This window comes from Variovorax sp. OV329 (assembly GCF_900114785.1).
Classification (GTDB): domain Bacteria; phylum Pseudomonadota; class Gammaproteobacteria; order Burkholderiales; family Burkholderiaceae_C; genus Variovorax.
The window spans coordinates 259330-275085 of the sequence record NZ_FOUG01000002.1; the positions used below are offsets into that span (position 1 = coordinate 259330).

Below are 15756 nucleotides of genomic sequence, written 5' to 3' on the forward strand. Positions count from 1 at the left end.
CCTTGCCGGGTGCCGGGCCCGCCAGGCCCCGGCTGGCTGGCACCCACTTCCGTTTCTCCCACTACCACCCAAGAAAAGCGCACGCTCGATGACCCAGCGCAAACTCTTCGTCACCACCGCCCTGCCCTACGCGAACGGCAAGTTCCACATCGGCCACATCATGGAATACATCCAGGCCGACATCTGGGTGCGGTACCAGCGAATGCAGGGCGCCGAGGTGAACTTCGTCTGCGCCGACGACGCCCACGGCGCGGCCATCACCATCGCCGCCGACAAGGCGGGCGTGACGCCGCAGCAGTTCGTGGCCGAGATCGCCGCGGGCCGCAAGCCCTACCTGGACGGCTTCCACATCGCCTTCGACAACTGGCATTCCACGGACGCGCCGGAGAACCACGAGCTGGCCCGCCAGATCTACCTCGACCTGCAGAAGGCCGGGCTGATCGACACGCGCTCGGTCGAGCAGTTCTACGACCCCGAGAAGGGGATGTTCCTGGCCGACCGCTTCATCAAGGGCGAGTGCCCCAACTGCCACGCCAAGGACCAGTACGGCGACAACTGCGAGGTGTGCGGCGCGGTGTACGCACCCACCGAGCTGATCAACCCCTACTCGGCCCTGTCGGGCGCCAAGCCCGAGCTGCGCAGCTCCGACCACTTCTTCTTCAAGCTCTCCGACCCGCGCTGCGAGGCCTACCTGAAGGAATGGACCACCGCGCCCGGCCACGTGCAGCCGGAAGTGCAGAACAAGATCCGCGAGTGGCTGGTCAAGAAGGAGGACGGCACCGGCGGCCTGGGCGACTGGGACATCAGCCGCGACGCGCCCTACTTCGGCATCGAGATTCCCGATGCCCCGGGCAAGTACTTCTACGTCTGGCTGGACGCCCCGGTGGGCTACCTGGCCTCGCTGAAGAACCTGCTGGACAAGACCTGCGTGGAAGCCGCCGGCCAGGGCATCTCCTACTCCGAGTACATGGCGCAGCCCGACCTGGAGCAGGTGCACTTCATCGGCAAGGACATCATCACCTTCCACACCCTGTTCTGGCCGGCGATGCTGCATTTCTCGGGCCGCAAGGCGCCCGATGCCATCTACGTGCACGGCCACCTCACGGTGAACAACGAGAAGATGAGCAAGAGCCGCGGCACCGGCATCGACCCGCTCAAGTACCTCAGCCTGGGCCTGAACCCCGAGCAGCTGCGCTACTACCTGGCGGCCAAGCTCAACGGCCGCAACGAGGACATCGACTTCAACCCCGAGGACTTCATCGCCCGGGTGAACAGCGACCTGGTGGGCAAGTTCATCAACATCGCCAGCCGCTCGGCCGGCTTCATCGCCAAGCGCTTCGACGGCAAGCTGGGCACGCCCAGCGCCGACGGCGCTGCGCTGCTGGCAACCCTGCAGGCCGAGGCGGCTGGCATCGCCCAGCTCTACGACAGCCGCGACTTCGCCCGCGCCCTGCGCGACGTGATGCAGCTGGCCGACAAGGTCAACGAGTACGTCGACCAGAACAAGCCCTGGGAACTGGCAAAGAAGCCCGACCAGGCCGAGCGCCTGCAGGACGTGTGCACCACCTGCATCGAGGCCTTCCGCCTGCTCACGCTCTACCTCAAGCCCGTGCTGCCCTCGCTGGCCAGGCAGGTCGAGGCCTTCCTGGGCTGCGACGCGCTGGAATGGCAGGATGCCGGCCGCCTGCTGGGCGCCGGCCACGCGATTGCCGACTACAAGCACCTGATGCAGCGGGTGGACCCCAAGCTGCTGGACCAACTCCTCGAAGCTCCGGCGCCCGTGGTCGAGGAGCAGGCGGCGCCCTCCCCCGGCGGCGAGCCGCTGGCCGAGACCATCGGCATCGACGATTTCGCGAAGATCGACCTGCGCATCGTCAAGATCCTGGCCTGCGAAAAGGTCGAGGGTTCGACCAAGCTGCTTCGCCTGACGCTGGACGCGGGCGAAGGCAAGACGCGCAACGTGTTTTCCGGGATTGCCAGTGCCTACCAGCCCGAGCAGCTGGTGGGCAAGCTCGCGGTGCTGGTGGCCAACCTGGCGCCACGCAAGATGAAGTTCGGCGTGTCCGAAGGCATGGTGCTGGCCGCCAGCCACGCCGACGAGAAGGCGCAGCCGGGCATCCACGTGCTGGAGCCCTGGCCGGGCGCCACGCCGGGGATGCGGGTACGCTGAGCGGCATGAAGGCTTCTTCCTCGTTGCATCGCGCGGGCCTGCTGGCAGCGGCGCTCGGCCTGTCGGGCGCGGCCCTCACCGGCTGCGCCGTGGTCAGCGTGGCCAGCGCCACGGTGAGCGTCGCCAGCACCGCCGTGAGCGTGGGTGCGGGTGCGGTCGGCCTGGCCGCAGACGCAGCGATCGGCACTGCGCGCATCACCGGCAAGGCCGTGGGTGCGGCGGCCGATGCGGTGCTGCCTTCGTCCTCCGAACCCGCGGCGGCGCCCTGATGAGCGAGCTCGAGGACCGCATCACCGAGCTGGAGATCAAGGCCAGCTATGCCGAGGACCTGCTCGAGCAGCTGAACATGACGATCTACCGCCAGCAGCAGCAGATCGACAGCCTGAGCCTGCAGCTCACGCAGTTGCGCGACCAGGTGCAAAGCTCGAGGCAGGAGCCGTCGATGCGCGACCCGCGCGACGAACTTCCCCCGCACTATTGACGGCCTCCCGGCTTCTCACTTCGCTTCGCTGCGTGTAGTTCGCCACCTCCCGAGGAGGGGACCTCACCTGCGGTCTGGCGGAGCCAGTCCCGCGGTGTGGGGCTGGCATCTGGAGCTCCCTTGCTGCCGGCTGGTGCACGTGGCGGGCTCGGGCGCATACTCCGGCCATGGCCCCGCAGCCCGCCCCTCACCTGTCGCGCCGCCGGCGCTTCATCATGCGGCTGCGCCATTGCGGGCCGCCGCCGGAATCGAACTGAACCACACCCTGTCGTTCATTCGTTTTCCGGAGGCATCTTGTCATTTCAATTCCAGTTCCGGCCCAGGCTGCTGGACGCCCTGCGCGGCTATGACCGCGCCCGCTTCTTCAAGGACCTGGGTGCAGGCGCCACGGTGGGCATCGTCGCCCTGCCGCTGGCCATGGCCTTTGCCATCGCCTCGGGGCTCAAGCCCGAGGCGGGCATCTGGACGGCCATCATCGCCGGCTTCCTGATCGCCCTGCTGGGCGGCTCGGCGGTGCAGATCGGCGGGCCGGCCGGCGCCTTCATCGTCATCGTCTACGGCATCGTGGAGCGCTACGGCGTGGCCAACCTGCTGATCGCCACCGCCTGCGCAGGCGTGCTGCTCTTCCTGCTGGGCCTGTTCCGGCTGGGCACGCTGGTGCGCTTCGTGCCGGTGTCCATCGTGGTGGGCTTCACCAACGGCATCGCGGTGCTGATCCTGCTCTCGCAGCTGCGCGACCTGGCTGGGCTGTCCGTCGGGAAGATGCCCGCCGACATGTTCTCGCAGATGGCCACGCTGTGGCGGAACCTGGACAGCTTCAACCCCTGGGCCTTCGCGCTGGGCAGCGCCTGCATCGCCGGCTTGTTCGTGTGGCCGCTGCTGCTGCGCGACCGTTCACGCTTCGGCTACGCCGTGCATCCCTTCTTCGGGCGGATGACCGAACTGAAGGCGGTGCAGGTGGCATCTCGGGTGCCGGGACCCATCGTCGCGCTCGCCAGCCTCACTGCCCTGGCCTGGGGCTTCGAGCTGCCGGTGGAGACCGTCGGCAGCCGCTTCGGCGGCATTCCCCAGGGCCTGCCGGCCTTCGCCCTGCCTGCCTTCAGCTGGGAAACCGTCAAGCAGCTGGTGACGCCCACGCTCACCATCGCCTTGCTGGGGGCCATCGAGTCGCTGCTGTGCGCACGGGTGGCCGACCAGGTCGGCGGCCTGAGCCGGCACGATCCCAACCAGGAGCTGATGGCGCAGGGGGCGGCCAACCTGGTCACGCCCTTCTTCGGCGGCATGCCGGCCACCGGCACCATCGCCCGCACGGTGACCAACATCCGGGCCGGCGCCACCTCGCCGGTCGCTGGCATCGTGCACGCGCTGGTGCTGCTGGCGATCGTGCTGCTGGCGGCGCCGCTGGCGCGGATGGTGCCGCTGTCGGTGCTGGCGGGCATCCTGGTCTTCGTGGCCTGGAACATGGGCGAGTGGCGCGAGTTCGCGCCCTACATGCTGCGCCGCTTCAGCAACCACTACCGGCTGCTGATGCTGGGCACCTTCTTCCTGACGGTGGTGTTCGACCTCACGGTGGCAGTGCAGGCCGGCGTCGTGCTGGCCTGCGTGCTCTTCATCCGGCGCATGAACACGCTCTTCCGGGTGGAACTGGTGTCGCTGGAGCCGCCGGTGCTCACCTACCGCCTGTACGGCGCCTTCTTCTTCGGCGCGGCCAACAAGCTGGATGCCGCCATCCACGCGGTGGAGCGGGCGCCGCGCGGCATGACGGTGGTGCTGGATGCCATGCACATGATCCAGCTGGACACCACCGGCCTGGACGCCCTGCGCCAGCTGAACCGGACGGTGGCGGCGCGCGGCGGCGTGCTGCGGCTGGAGTCGCTGCAACCACAACCGCAGGACCTGATCGAGCGCTCCGGTTTCGCCGCTGAGCTGGCCGGTGTCGGCGCGGCGCCCGGGCACCGGTAAAATCGGGGCCAGTCCAAAGGTCCCCACCCCATGCTTACCCTCTTCCGCCGCGCCGACTACAACTCCGAGATCACCAACTTCATCGAGGAAATGCGGCAAAAGAAGCCCACCCTCGAGGCGGAGCAGCGCGCCGGCCGCGCCCTGCTGTGGGACAAGCACCTGGACCGCGAGACCCAGGGCGAATTCGCCGAAGCCCGCGTGCCACAGCAGCCCTACGTCTACCAGACGCGAACCAAGTAAGCCGCGCCCCGGTCGATGACCCCCCCGGTCTTCAGCCCGCAGGACGAGGACGGCACGCCGCTGGTCGCTGCCATGCCCGAAGTCGTCGACCAGGTCGCGCTCGCCCGCCTTTATGGCGAGCCGCTGTTCTCGCTGCCCAACGACCTGTACATCCCGCCGGAGGCGCTGCAGGTCTTCCTGGAGGCCTTCGAAGGGCCGCTGGACCTGCTTCTGTACCTGATCCGCAAGCAGAACTTCAACATCCTCGACATCCCCATGGCGGGGCTGACGCGCCAGTACCTGGCCTACGTCGACGAGATCCGGCAGACCAACCTGGAGCTGGCCGCCGAGTACCTGCTGATGGCGGCGATGCTCATCGAGATCAAGTCGCGCATGCTGCTGCCGCCCAAGAAGACGGCGGAAGGCGAGGAAGCGGAAGACCCGCGCGCCGAGCTGGTGCGCCGGCTCATGGAGTACGAGCAGACCAAGATGCAGGCCGCCGCCATCGGTGCCATGCCGACCTTCGGGCGCGACTTCTGGCGGGCGCACGTACACATCGAGCAGTCGATCAAGCCGCGCTTCCCCGACGTGAACGTGGTCGACCTGCGCGACGCCTGGGCCGACATTCTCAAGCGGGCCAAGCTGGTCCAGCACCACAAGATCTCGCGCGAGGAACTCAGCGTGCGCGAGCACATGAGCATCGTGCTGCGCCACCTGCAGGGCCGGCGCTTCGTGGAGTTCGAGAACCTCTTCGACGTGAGCCGCGGCCAGCCGGTGATGGTGGTCACCTTCATCGCGATGCTGGAGCTGGCCAAGGAATGCCTGATCGAGATCACGCAGGCCGAGGCCTTCGCGCCCATCTACGTGCGCCTGGCCTACTCCCCAGCATAGAGAACGCACCGCGCTCGGGCGCCGGCTTTCGCCAGCCCCGCACCGCGGAACCGGCTTTGCCGGGCCGCAGGTGGGGTCACCCCCTCGGGGGGTGGCGAATTACACGCAGCGAAGCGGAGTGAAAAGCCGGGGGCTTCAGTCCCGCAGCGAAGCGAAGTGAAAAGCCGGGGGGCCTCAGTTCGTGGCGAAGCAGTACATCAACCCAGCGCTGCCGCTCATCTTCAGCTGGTCGACGCTGCAGCCGCGGGTGCCGTGCGAGGCGTTCCAGGAGGCGTTGGCGACCGGGTCGGGGTTGGTGCCTTTCTTGTCGTGGTGGCCGACGATGGCCGAGCCGTCGGCGCTGCGGGTCCAGTTGCCGCAGGTGGTGTCCTTGCCGGGCTCGGGCACGGCCACGGTGCCGTCGGGGCGCGAGCCGGTGAGGATGTCGTGGCGGTTCACGGGGTCGCCGAAGCCGCTCACCACGTCGCCCTTCTCGGTCAGCGAAGTCTCCTTGCCCAGGTTGGCGCTGGCGCTGTGCAGGTCGGCCACGTTGTTGGCGACGAGCACGCCTTTGGCGTTGTACCAGGGGCCGCTGCCGATGCGGTCGCGTGCGTTCACCGCCGGGGTTGCGCCGGTGGCCGTGGTGCTGAGGTAGGCGCGCCAGGTCCGGCTGCCCTGGCCTGCCGAGGCCGCCATCGCCTGGCACCAGGCATCTGCGCCCACCAGGCCGCCCAGGTCGCCGCCCTTGCCGGGATTGGTGCTGCTGATGAAGAAGCCCATGGGCTTGGAACCACCCATGCCGGTGGCGCAGGCGGCCACCAGCGCAGCGGCGCCCACCAGTGCGGCAGCAAGACGGATCGATCGGGTGTGATGGGTCATGAACGGCTCCCAGGGGTTGTTGAAGGAGCCGCCACGCTATCGCAAGGCCTTGACCGCTTCAAGGCGGGAACCACTGCCCAGGGGCCCACCCTGGGCGGCGGACCAATCAGCCCAACTCGGCGGTCGGTCCGCGGCCCATGAGCGCAGCCACCACGTCCTCAGGGCGCGCGCCGCCGTCCAGCAAGGCCACCACGCCGCTGGCGATGGGCATCTCCACGCCGAGCCGCGAAGCGCGCTGCAGCACCGTGCGGGCGCAATAGACGCCCTCGGCCACATGGCCCAGCGACTGCACCGCCTCGGCCAGGGTGTGCCCCTGCGCCAGCAGCAGGCCCACCTTGCGGTTGCGCGAGAGGTCGCCGGTGGCGGTGAGCACCAGATCGCCCAGTCCGGACAGGCCCATGAACGTATCGGCCCGGGCGCCCAGCGCCATGCCAAGCCGGGTCATTTCCGCCAGGCCGCGCGTGATGAGCGCAGCACGGGCATTGAGTCCGAGGGCCAGCCCGTCGGCCAGGCCGGTGGCGATGGCCAGCACGTTCTTGACCGCACCGCCCACCTCCACGCCGACGATGTCGTCATTGGCATAGACCCGCAGCGAGGGCCCATGGAAGGCTTCGACCAAAGCCTGCCGCACTGCGGCATGGCCGCTCGCCGCCACCAGGGCGGTGGGTTGGCCGCGAGCCACTTCCTGGGCGAAGCTGGGGCCGCTGAGCACGCCAGCCGGCAGGCCGGGCGCCACCTGGGCCTGGATTTCGTGGGCCAGCAGGCCGATGCCCTCGCCGCCCTGCGCCGGCTCCACGCCCTTGCACAGCCAGGCGGTGGGCACGCGCAGCTCGCGCAGCGCCAGAAGCTGCTCGCGCAGCGCCGCCATCGGCGTGGCGATGATGACCAGGTCGGCCGCGGCTGCGGCATCGACGGCACTGCCGCCGAGCAGCCCCAGGCCGGCAGGGAAAGGGGTGTCGGGAAGGTAGCGGCGGTTCTCGCGCCCGGCCCGCATGTCGGCCAGCTGGGCGCCATCGCGCGCCCAGAGGCTCACCTCATGCCGCCCGGCGGCATTGATGGCCAGCGCCGTTCCCCAGGCGCCGGCGCCGAGCACGCAGATCTTCATCATGGCGCCGCCCCGCCGCGCAAGTCGCGCGGCATCAACCGGTTATTGCGTGGTGACCGCGGTGGCGGCCTGCGCCTGCTGCTGCTCGAACATGGCCTGGAAGTTGATCTCGGCCAGGTGCACCGGCGGGAAGCCGGCGCGCTGCACCACGTCGGCCACGTTGCCGCGCAGGTAGGGGTAGACGATCTGCGGGCAGGCGATGCCCAGGATGGGCGACATCTGGTCCTGCGGCAGGTTGCGGATCTCGAAGATTCCGGCCTGCTTGGCCTCGACCAGGAACACGGTCTTGTCCTTGATCTTGGTCTGCACGGTGGCAGACACGGTGACCTCGAAGATGCCTTCGTTCACCGGCTGGGCATCCACGCCCAGCTGGATGTCGACGGTGGGAGCTTCCTGTTCGAGCAGGATGGCCGGCGAATTGGGCTGCTCCAGCGACAGGTCCTTCAGGTAGACGCGCTGGATCTGGAAGACGGGTTCTTGGTTGTCGGCCATGCTGATTCTTTCGGGTATCAAGACAAGGCCCGCAGGAGCGCATCTCCGTCGCGGGCCAGAAGGTGAGTCGATGATTATGACCGCTGGGCGTGACACGCCCGGCGGCGGGGCAGGCTCAGGCCGCCTTCAGCAGGGGCTCGAGGCCGCCGCGGCTGTCCAGGTCCATCAGGTCGTCGCAACCGCCCACGTGGGTGTCGCCGATGAAGATCTGCGGCACCGTGCGGCGCTGGGTGACCTGCATCATGGTGGCGCGGGCGTCCGCATCGGTGTCGATGCGGATCTCCTCGATCTGGTCCACACCTTTGGACTTGAGGAACTGCTTGGCGCGGATGCAGTAGGGGCAGACCGCGGTGGTGTACATCTTGACGGGTTGCATGGCTCTCACTTGGCGCCGTTTTCAGGCCTTTTCAAGCGGCAGGTTGGCCGCCTGCCAGGATTTCAGGCCGCCCGAGAGGGCCTGGGCCTGCTCGTAACCCAGTTTACGTGCCACGGCCACGGCGCGCTGGGCGCGGGCGCCGCTGGCGCACACGATGAGCAGGGGCAGCGACTTGTTCTTGACCGTGCTGGCCAATTTGGCTTCCAGCTGGTCCAGCGGCACGTTGCGCGCGCCGGTCACGTGGCCGGTGGCAAATTCCTCGGGGGCGCGGATATCCACCACCACCGCCCGCTGGCGATTGATGAGCTGCACGGCGCCCTCGGCGCTGAGCGCGCCCTGGCCAGCCTTCTGGAGCATGGGCACCAGCAGCATGGCGCCCGCGCTGAGCGCGATGAGCCACAGCATCCAGTTGGCAATGACGAAGTCGAAGAAGAATTTCACGGGAGTCCTTGGATGTCGAACCCCGGATTTTAGAATGTCAGGTTTTGCAGACCTGCCAACCCAGTCAATATCCAGTCGAAAAAGGGCCCTCACACATGTACAAGCTGGTGCTGATTCGCCACGGCGAATCGACCTGGAACCTCGAGAACCGCTTCACCGGTTGGACCGACGTCGACCTGACGCCCACGGGCGTGGAGCAGGCCAAGCAGGCCGGCCGCCTTCTCAAGGCCGAAGGCTACGACTTCGACATTGCCTATACCAGCGTTCTCAAGCGCGCCACCCGGACCCTTTGGCACACCCTGGACGAGCTCGACCGCACCTGGCTGCCGGTGGTGCATTCCTGGCGCCTGAACGAACGTCACTACGGCGCCCTCCAGGGCCTGAACAAGGCCGACATCGCCAAGCAGTACGGCGACGAGCAGGTGCTGGTCTGGCGCCGCAGCTACGACATCCCGCCCCCGCCGCTGGAGCCGAACGATCCGCGCAGCGAGCGTGCCGACGTCCGCTACGCCAAGCTGTCGCCCGAGCAGGTCCCGCTGACCGAATGCCTGAAGGACACCGTGGCCCGCGTGCTGCCCTTCTGGAACGAATCCATGGCGCCGGCCATCCGCGCCGGCCGCCGGCTGGTCGTGGCGGCCCATGGCAATTCCATCCGGGCGCTGGTCAAGTACCTGGACGGCATTTCCGACGCCGACATCGTCGGCCTGAACATTCCCAACGGCATCCCGCTGGTGTATGAACTGGACAGCGACCTCAAGCCGCTGCGCCATTACTACCTGGGCGATGCCGAGGCCGCCGCCAAGGCCGCCGCGGCCGTCGCCAACCAGGGAAAGGCCTAGCGGCATGCACAGGCTTGGAACTGTTGCTAAAAGTTCGCTTCCAAGCTGTGTATATTGATCCGGTTCGTTGATAGGACACCCACATGGGCCAGAAACTGAAAATTACAGGCTGGGTCGCCGCTGGCGCCTTCGCCGGCGCGCTGACCACCGTCTCGCTGCAAACCGTCGCACGAGGCTCCCTGGCCCCGCTACCGCTTGAAGAGCTGCAGCAGCTCGCGGCGGTGTTCGGCATGGTCAAGAGCGACTATGTCGAGCCGGTGGACGAGAAGAAGCTCATCTCCGACGCCATCTCCGGCATGGTGGCCGGGCTCGATCCGCATTCCCAGTACTTCGACAAGAAGTCCTTCAAGGAATTCAAGGAGGGCACCTCCGGCCGCTTCGTGGGGGTGGGCATCGAGATCTCGCAGGAAGACGGCCTGGTCAAGGTGGTCTCGCCCATCGAGGGCTCGCCCGCCTTCCGTGCCGGCCTCAAGCCCAATGACCTGATCACCAAGATCGACGACACGGCGGTGCGCGGCCTGACGCTCAACGAGGCGGTCAAGCGCATGCGCGGCGAGGCCAACACCAAGGTGCAGCTGACCATCTTCCGCAAGGACGAGAACCGCACCTTCCCGGTGACCATCACCCGCGAAGAGATCCGCACCCAGTCCGTACGCGGCAAGATGATCGAGCCGGGCTACGGCTGGATCCGCCTGTCGCAGTTCCAGGAACGCACCGTCGACGACTTCGTCAAGAAGGTCGAGGAGCTGTACAAGGCCGATCCGAACCTCAAGGGCATGGTGCTCGACCTGCGCAACGACCCGGGCGGCCTGCTCGACGCGGCGGTGGCCATCTCGGCCGCCTTCCTGCCCGAGAACGTGACGGTGGTGACCACCGACGGCCAGCTGCCGGAGAGCAAGTCCATCTACAAGGCCTCGCCCGAGTACTACCAGCGCCGATCCGGCAGCGACCCGCTGCGCGGCCTCCCCGCCGGCCTCAAGTCGGTGCCGTTGGTGGTGCTGGTCAACGAAGGCTCGGCCTCGGCCAGCGAGATCGTGGCCGGCGCCCTGCAGGACCACAAGCGGGCCACCGTCATGGGAAGCCAGACCTTCGGCAAGGGCTCGGTGCAGACCGTGCGTCCGCTGGGCCCCGACACCGGCCTGAAGATCACCACGGCCCGCTACTACACGCCCAGCGGCACTTCCATCCAGGCGCGCGGCATCGTGCCCAACGTGATGGTCGACGACAGCGCCGAGGGCAGTCCCTACGCCATCCTGCGCATGCGCGAGGCCGACCTGGACAAGCACCTGGCCAGCGGCCAGGGCCCGGAAGACAAGAATCCCGAGCGCGAGAAGGCCCGCGAGGAAGCCCGCAAGCGCCTGGAGGCCGAGGCCCTCAAGCCGGCGCAGGACCGCAAGGTGCCTGAATTCGGCACCGACAAGGACTTCCCCCTTCTGCAGGCCCTGGCGCAACTCAAGGGCCAGCCGGTGCTGGTGAGCAAGACGCAGGTCGAGCGCAAGGAAGAGAAGAAGGAAAACTAAGGCGAACCGCCGGCTCCCGCGTCCGGGAGCCGCCGCGTTTGCCAATCGCCAAGCGCATGGACGACGACGATCTGCTGCGCTATTCGCGCCACATCCTCCTGGAGGAATTCGGCATCGAGGGCCAAGTCCGCGTGTCCGCGAGCCATGCGCTCGTCATCGGCGCCGGCGGATTGGGCTCCCCGGTGGCGCTCTACCTGGCCGGCGCGGGCGTGGGCCGCATCACGCTGGTCGACGACGACGAGGTCGACCTCACCAACCTGCAACGCCAGATCGCGCACACGGCATCGCGCGTGGGCCAGGCCAAGGTGCAATCCGCCGCCGTGGCCATGGGCGAGATCAATCCGACCATCCTGGTCAGGACGCATGTGCGCCGCGCCGATGCGGCCTTGCTGGAAGAGCTTGTGCCGCACGCCGACGTGGTCATCGACTGCTGCGACAACTTCGCCACCCGGCAGCTGGTGAACCAGGCCTGCGTTCGCCACGGCAAGCCCCTGGTGGCCGGCGCGGCGATCCGCTTCGACGGACAGCTGAGCGTGTACGACACGCGCGACACGGCCTCGCCCTGCTATGCGTGCCTGTTTCCGCCGGACGCGCATTTCGAAGAGACGCGCTGCGCCGTGCTGGGCGTGTTTGCCCCGGTGGTCGGCACCATCGGCGTGTTGCAGGCGGGCGAGGCGCTGAAGCTGCTCGCGGGCATCGGCGAGCCGCTGGCCGGACGTCTGCTGATGTTCGATGGCCGCTCGGCGAGCTTCGACACCCTGCGCGTCTCGCGCGACCCGGCCTGCCCTGTCTGCGGGCAGCGCCACACGACCCATGATGCGACACCGGGCTGAGCCCCGTTTTCTTCGTCGTGCCAACATCGTGTCGGCACAGTCCTACAGCGCTACCCCCTGCCAACTTGCACGACGCGAGGGCCTACATCGATACGATGGCAGCCCTGGGCCATCACTGCTGATGACCTGGCACCAAGGGAAATGTCTTTCGACATGACAAGGACGCTCAAGACATACATCGTCGAAGACAACGCAACGATCCGGGAGAACCTGGTCGGTACGCTGGAAGAATTGACCCGCGTCTCGGCCATCGGCCATTCCGAAACCGAAGCCGAGGCACGCCGCTGGCTCATCGAACACGCCGACGAGTGGGACCTGACCATCGTCGATCTCTTTCTCAAGCAGGGCAGCGGTCTGGGCGTGCTGCAGGAATGCATGCAGCGCCGCAGCACCCAGAAGGTGGTGGTGCTCAGCAACTACGCCACGCCGGACATCCGCAAGCGCTGCGCACAACTGGGCGCGGATGCCGTGTTCGACAAGTCCAATGAAATCGATGCACTGGTGGACTTCTGTGCCTGGCTGTCCAGCGACGCCGGTGCATCGACTGCACCCGCTGCACCGCGGTAGGCACGGCGCCGCATCGATGGCGGCCGCCAATCCAGTGCACCGGCCATATCCATGTGCAACTGCGCCGCGGCATCCTGGCGCCCACAAGCCACGCGGCGGCCGCGCCCCCTCGAGGAGGCCGCAGCCCGCCGACCTCGCCTCAGTCGATCAGCTTGTTCTTCAGCGCGTAGTAGGTCAGGTCGCTGTTGGAGGAAAGATTCATCTTCTCCATCAGGCGGGTGCGGTAAGTGCTCACCGTCTTCACCGACAGCGACAGGGCCTTGGCGATGTCGCCGGCCGTCTCGCCCTTGGCGAGCTTGAGGAAAACCTGGAACTCGCGCTCCGACAGCTGCTCGTGCGGTGCGCTGTCGGTCTTGCGGTCGAGCTGGCGCGCCAGCAGGTCGGCCACGGCCGGCGTGATGTGGCGTCGGCCCAGAGCGATGGTGCGGATCGCATTCACGATCTCCGCAGGTTCGCACTCCTTGTTGAGGTAGCCGCTGGCGCCCTGCCGGATGAGGTTGAGCGCGTAGTGCTCTTCCGGGTAGGCGCTGAGAATGAGGATGCCCACATCCGGCGCCTTGGCGCGAATCATCGCCAAGGCGTCGATGCCGCTCTGGCCCGGCATGGACAAGTCCATGACGAGCACGTCCATCTCCGTGTTGCGAACCAGGTCGATGGCTTCGCGGCCGCTGGCTGCTTCGCCCACCACGCGGAGGTCGACATGCTCCGAGAAAAACTGGCGCAAGCCGGACCGCACAATGGCATGGTCGTCGACAATTCCGATCCTGATCATCTGTTCCCTTTGTCTTTGTCGCTTGTTCGCATTCTGATGCGCGCTTACGGTTCCGTCCCTGGTTAAAGATGATTATTCACAATTTGTCGCCGCGTTTTGTCGGACAGCGCCTTCAGCGTTGGTTGGCTTTTCGCCCATTAACGCTCGGCCTGGGCTTGGCTATCCTGGCCGCGCTGGTGCTGGTGACGATCAACGAAACCGGTTACCGGCGGTCGACGCGGGCGCTGCAGGAGATCGGCGAGGCCCAGGGCGAGCGCCTGGTCCTGAACTCGCTGGTGCAGAACATCGTGGACGCGGAGACCGGTCAGCGCGGCTACCTGCTGACCGGCGAAGCCCGCTACCGGGAACCGTACGATGCAGCGGCCAAGCAGATCTCCAACCAGTTGGCCGCGCTGCGCAAGCTCTATGAGGGCAAGCCGACGGAAAGCGCACGCCTTGTCACGCTCACCGACCACGTGATGCGAAAGCTGGCCGAGATCGAGATGACGGTGCGCCTTCGCGAGTCTGGCAATGACGACGCCTGGAAATTCGTGATCACCACCGACGTGGGCCGCGAGGAGATGGCCGCCATCCGCGCCGAGGCCGCGAACCTGATGGCCCTGAGCAATCAGTCGCTGATGGCCGGCCAGGCGCAGATCGCGCGCTCGCTGGCGACGGCCCGTCTGGGCATCGGATTGGCCGCGCTCGCCGGTCTGTTCGCCTTCTACCTCTACCTGCGCCAGACGCACCGCCTGCGCGATGCGGGCGCGCGCACGCAGCAGGCGCTCGAGCGCGAGCGCAACGCCCTGGAGGACGAAGTCCGCGAGCGGACCGCCAACCTGGCCGAACTGGCCACTCACCTGCAGGAAGTGCGCGAGAACGAGCGCGGCTTTCTCGCGCGCGAGCTGCACGACGAGCTGGGCGCCCTGCTCACCGCTGCCAAGCTCGACGCCGCGCGCCTCAAGTCGCGCCTTGCCGCCTCGCCCGACGCCATCGAGCGGCTGCAGCACCTCACCGAGTTGCTCAACAACGGCATCGCGCTGAAGCGCCGCATCATCGAGGACCTGCGCCCTTCCTCGTTGGCCAACCTGGGACTGGTGGCGTCGCTGGAGATCCTCGGCCGCGAGTTCGGGGAGCGCTCGGGCATACAGGTGGAAATGGCGCTGGAGCCGGTCAACCTCGACGAGGGCCGGCAGCTCACGGTCTACCGGATGGTGCAGGAAAGCCTCACCAATATCGGCAAATACGCCAAGGCGAGCGAGGCCACCATCGTGCTGAAGAACTACGGCACCCACGTACACGTGGAGGTGGCCGACAACGGGCAGGGTTTCGAGGCGCAGAAGATGAAGCCGGCCACCCATGGCCTCGCCGGGATGCGCCATCGGGTGGAGGCAGCGCATGGCAGGCTCAGCATCAGTTCGACGCCTGGCAACGGAACGCTGCTGCGCGCGGTACTGCCCGTCTCGGCATCGTCGTCGCCCAGTCGCCCGCCTCCTACGATTCCCGCGCCCGGCGGCTGACACTGCGCGCAACCGGGAAATCCTATGGTCATGGCATGCCGCCGCTGGCAGTGGCGGCACGGAGCCTGCCCATGACCATCGAGAGGCCACGCCTCAGGAGTTCACCATGTTGCACTACGCAGTCGTCTTCCTCATCATTGCCCTGATCGCCGCCGTCTTCGGCTTCGGCGGGATCGCGGCCAGCGCCGTCGGCATTGCCAAGGTGCTGTTCGTCATCTTTGCGGTGCTGGCCATTGCGGGCTTCATCGCGAGCTTGATGCGACGCGGCTAGCGCAGCTACGATGAACGGCCCAGGGTTCCAATCGTCCTCATCCAAACCTCATCCATAGAAGGGAAGAAGCAATGAACGCAACTACCAAGTCCGCAGCCGAACTGGCCGACGAATACCGCCAGGCCGCACGCGACACGGTCGAGTCGACCCGCGCCTATGCGCAGAACGCCGTGGATGCCGCAGGCGAGAAGGTGCGCGATTTCCGCCGGGACGCAGAACCGACCATGGAACAGATCGCGGCCCGCGTGCAGCAGGCGGTGCAGAGGGGCCTGGAGTCGGCGTCCAAGACCAGCGCGCGCGCTCAGCGGCGCATGGAGGAAGCCGCCGAGGTGACGGGCCGCTACATCGCGGACCAGCCGGTGCGCTCGGTGCTGCTGGCCGCTGCGGCGGGCGCGGCCATCACGGCGCTGATCGTGCTGGCCACGCGCCGCGAAGAAGACTGACGGCAAATCAAGGGGCG

19 protein-coding genes are annotated in these 15756 nt (G+C 67.4%); 13 read left to right on the forward strand and 6 right to left on the reverse strand.

The genetic code is table 11. From position 1 onward, the window contains the following. Positions 1-88 precede the first annotated feature (88 nt). From metG to BM345_RS03965, 6 genes are all read left to right on the forward strand, one after another. Positions 89-2170, forward strand: coding sequence for a methionine--tRNA ligase (metG, locus tag BM345_RS03940; RefSeq protein WP_093375762.1), 2082 nt, complete (start codon positions 89-91; stop codon positions 2168-2170). Positions 2171-2175: 5 nt separating this feature from the next. Further along, positions 2176-2439 (forward strand): hypothetical protein, encoded by a 264-nt coding sequence (locus tag BM345_RS03945; protein ID WP_093375764.1) that lies wholly within the window; start codon positions 2176-2178, stop codon positions 2437-2439. Further along, on the forward strand, positions 2439-2651 hold the full coding sequence (locus tag BM345_RS03950; RefSeq protein WP_093375766.1) for a SlyX family protein: 213 nt from the start codon (positions 2439-2441) through the stop codon (positions 2649-2651). The genes BM345_RS03945 and BM345_RS03950 overlap by 1 nt, the downstream gene beginning before the upstream one ends. A 294-nt stretch (positions 2652-2945) precedes the next feature. Then, a complete protein-coding gene (locus tag BM345_RS03955; RefSeq protein ID WP_093375768.1) occupies positions 2946-4613 on the forward strand; it encodes a SulP family inorganic anion transporter in 1668 nt (555 codons plus the stop codon). A 30-nt stretch (positions 4614-4643) separates the two neighbouring features. Further along, positions 4644-4853: a DUF3460 family protein gene (locus BM345_RS03960; protein ID WP_093375770.1), complete on the forward strand. Its 210-nt coding sequence runs from the start codon at positions 4644-4646 to the stop codon at positions 4851-4853. 15 nt (positions 4854-4868) lie between these two features. After that, a complete protein-coding gene (locus BM345_RS03965) occupies positions 4869-5723 on the forward strand; it encodes a segregation and condensation protein A (protein WP_093375772.1) in 855 nt (284 codons plus the stop codon). A gap of 174 nt (positions 5724-5897) precedes the next feature. Here BM345_RS03965 and BM345_RS03970 read toward each other — a convergent pair whose 3' ends face one another. The 5 genes from BM345_RS03970 to BM345_RS03990 form a co-directional block, all read right to left on the reverse strand. Continuing rightward, positions 5898-6581: a hypothetical protein gene (locus BM345_RS03970; RefSeq protein ID WP_093375774.1), complete on the reverse strand. Its 684-nt coding sequence runs from the start codon at positions 6579-6581 to the stop codon at positions 5898-5900. 106 nt (positions 6582-6687) lie between these two features. Continuing rightward, complete coding sequence (locus BM345_RS03975) at positions 6688-7686, reverse strand: NAD(P)H-dependent glycerol-3-phosphate dehydrogenase (RefSeq protein ID WP_093376234.1); 999 nt, start codon at positions 7684-7686, stop codon at positions 6688-6690. A gap of 42 nt (positions 7687-7728) precedes the next feature. Further along, on the reverse strand, positions 7729-8178 hold the full coding sequence (gene secB / locus BM345_RS03980) for a protein-export chaperone SecB (protein ID WP_093375776.1): 450 nt from the start codon (positions 8176-8178) through the stop codon (positions 7729-7731). Between the two features lie 115 nt (positions 8179-8293). Next, positions 8294-8554 carry a glutaredoxin 3 gene (gene grxC / locus BM345_RS03985; RefSeq protein ID WP_093375778.1) on the reverse strand — a complete coding sequence of 87 codons (261 nt, stop codon included), beginning with the start codon at positions 8552-8554 and terminating at the stop codon, positions 8294-8296. Positions 8555-8575: 21 nt separating this feature from the next. Beyond that, positions 8576-8959, reverse strand: a complete 384-nt coding sequence (locus BM345_RS03990) for a rhodanese-like domain-containing protein (protein ID WP_093376236.1) — start codon at positions 8957-8959, stop codon at positions 8576-8578. 131 nt (positions 8960-9090) lie between these two features. On the opposite strand from BM345_RS03990, the gene gpmA reads away from it, so the two are divergent. From gpmA to BM345_RS04010, 4 genes are all read left to right on the forward strand, one after another. Beyond that, positions 9091-9834, forward strand: a complete 744-nt coding sequence (gene gpmA, locus BM345_RS03995; protein WP_093375780.1) for a 2,3-diphosphoglycerate-dependent phosphoglycerate mutase — start codon at positions 9091-9093, stop codon at positions 9832-9834. A gap of 83 nt (positions 9835-9917) precedes the next feature. Beyond that, complete coding sequence (locus tag BM345_RS04000; protein ID WP_093375782.1) at positions 9918-11354, forward strand: S41 family peptidase; 1437 nt, start codon at positions 9918-9920, stop codon at positions 11352-11354. A 56-nt stretch (positions 11355-11410) separates the two neighbouring features. Continuing rightward, on the forward strand, positions 11411-12187 hold the full coding sequence (locus tag BM345_RS04005; RefSeq protein ID WP_093376238.1) for a HesA/MoeB/ThiF family protein: 777 nt from the start codon (positions 11411-11413) through the stop codon (positions 12185-12187). 153 nt (positions 12188-12340) lie between these two features. After that, positions 12341-12754, forward strand: a complete 414-nt coding sequence (locus BM345_RS04010; protein ID WP_093376240.1) for a response regulator — start codon at positions 12341-12343, stop codon at positions 12752-12754. Between the two features lie 139 nt (positions 12755-12893). Here the strand turns inward: BM345_RS04010 and BM345_RS04015 are convergent, their stop codons facing one another. Continuing rightward, the gene (locus tag BM345_RS04015; protein WP_093375784.1) at positions 12894-13526 is read right to left on the reverse strand and encodes a response regulator; all 633 of its coding nucleotides are present in this window, start codon (positions 13524-13526) and stop codon (positions 12894-12896) included. 155 nt (positions 13527-13681) lie between these two features. On the opposite strand from BM345_RS04015, the gene BM345_RS04020 reads away from it, so the two are divergent. The 3 genes from BM345_RS04020 to BM345_RS04030 all read left to right on the forward strand — a co-directional run bounded on the left by BM345_RS04020 (position 13682) and on the right by BM345_RS04030 (position 15739). Further along, the gene (locus BM345_RS04020; protein ID WP_254789519.1) at positions 13682-15025 is read left to right on the forward strand and encodes a CHASE3 domain-containing protein; all 1344 of its coding nucleotides are present in this window, start codon (positions 13682-13684) and stop codon (positions 15023-15025) included. A gap of 106 nt (positions 15026-15131) precedes the next feature. After that, positions 15132-15296, forward strand: coding sequence for a DUF1328 domain-containing protein (locus BM345_RS04025; protein ID WP_093375788.1), 165 nt, complete (start codon positions 15132-15134; stop codon positions 15294-15296). Positions 15297-15367: 71 nt separating this feature from the next. Beyond that, positions 15368-15739, forward strand: coding sequence for a hypothetical protein (locus BM345_RS04030; protein ID WP_093375790.1), 372 nt, complete (start codon positions 15368-15370; stop codon positions 15737-15739). Positions 15740-15756 lie beyond the last annotated feature (17 nt).

What these genes read in the sequence shown, in the direction of transcription:
- metG (WP_093375762.1), top strand. Translation starts at nt 89, where the DNA reads ATGACCCAGCGCAAACTCTTCGTCACCACCGCCCTGCCCTACGCGAAC.
- BM345_RS03945 (WP_093375764.1), top strand. Translation starts at nt 2,176, where the DNA reads ATGAAGGCTTCTTCCTCGTTGCATCGCGCGGGCCTGCTGGCAGCGGCG.
- BM345_RS03950 (WP_093375766.1), top strand. Translation starts at nt 2,439, where the DNA reads ATGAGCGAGCTCGAGGACCGCATCACCGAGCTGGAGATCAAGGCCAGC.
- BM345_RS03960 (WP_093375770.1), top strand. Translation starts at nt 4,644, where the DNA reads ATGCTTACCCTCTTCCGCCGCGCCGACTACAACTCCGAGATCACCAAC.
- BM345_RS03965 (WP_093375772.1), top strand. Translation starts at nt 4,869, where the DNA reads ATGACCCCCCCGGTCTTCAGCCCGCAGGACGAGGACGGCACGCCGCTG.
- BM345_RS03970 (WP_093375774.1), bottom strand. Translation starts at nt 6,581, where the DNA reads ATGACCCATCACACCCGATCGATCCGTCTTGCTGCCGCACTGGTGGGC.
- BM345_RS03975 (WP_093376234.1), bottom strand. Translation starts at nt 7,686, where the DNA reads ATGAAGATCTGCGTGCTCGGCGCCGGCGCCTGGGGAACGGCGCTGGCC.
- secB (WP_093375776.1), bottom strand. Translation starts at nt 8,178, where the DNA reads ATGGCCGACAACCAAGAACCCGTCTTCCAGATCCAGCGCGTCTACCTG.
- grxC (WP_093375778.1), bottom strand. Translation starts at nt 8,554, where the DNA reads ATGCAACCCGTCAAGATGTACACCACCGCGGTCTGCCCCTACTGCATC.
- BM345_RS03990 (WP_093376236.1), bottom strand. Translation starts at nt 8,959, where the DNA reads ATGCTGTGGCTCATCGCGCTCAGCGCGGGCGCCATGCTGCTGGTGCCC.
- gpmA (WP_093375780.1), top strand. Translation starts at nt 9,091, where the DNA reads ATGTACAAGCTGGTGCTGATTCGCCACGGCGAATCGACCTGGAACCTC.
- BM345_RS04000 (WP_093375782.1), top strand. Translation starts at nt 9,918, where the DNA reads ATGGGCCAGAAACTGAAAATTACAGGCTGGGTCGCCGCTGGCGCCTTC.
- BM345_RS04005 (WP_093376238.1), top strand. Translation starts at nt 11,411, where the DNA reads ATGGACGACGACGATCTGCTGCGCTATTCGCGCCACATCCTCCTGGAG.
- BM345_RS04010 (WP_093376240.1), top strand. Translation starts at nt 12,341, where the DNA reads ATGACAAGGACGCTCAAGACATACATCGTCGAAGACAACGCAACGATC.
- BM345_RS04015 (WP_093375784.1), bottom strand. Translation starts at nt 13,526, where the DNA reads ATGATCAGGATCGGAATTGTCGACGACCATGCCATTGTGCGGTCCGGC.
- BM345_RS04025 (WP_093375788.1), top strand. Translation starts at nt 15,132, where the DNA reads ATGTTGCACTACGCAGTCGTCTTCCTCATCATTGCCCTGATCGCCGCC.
- BM345_RS04030 (WP_093375790.1), top strand. Translation starts at nt 15,368, where the DNA reads ATGAACGCAACTACCAAGTCCGCAGCCGAACTGGCCGACGAATACCGC.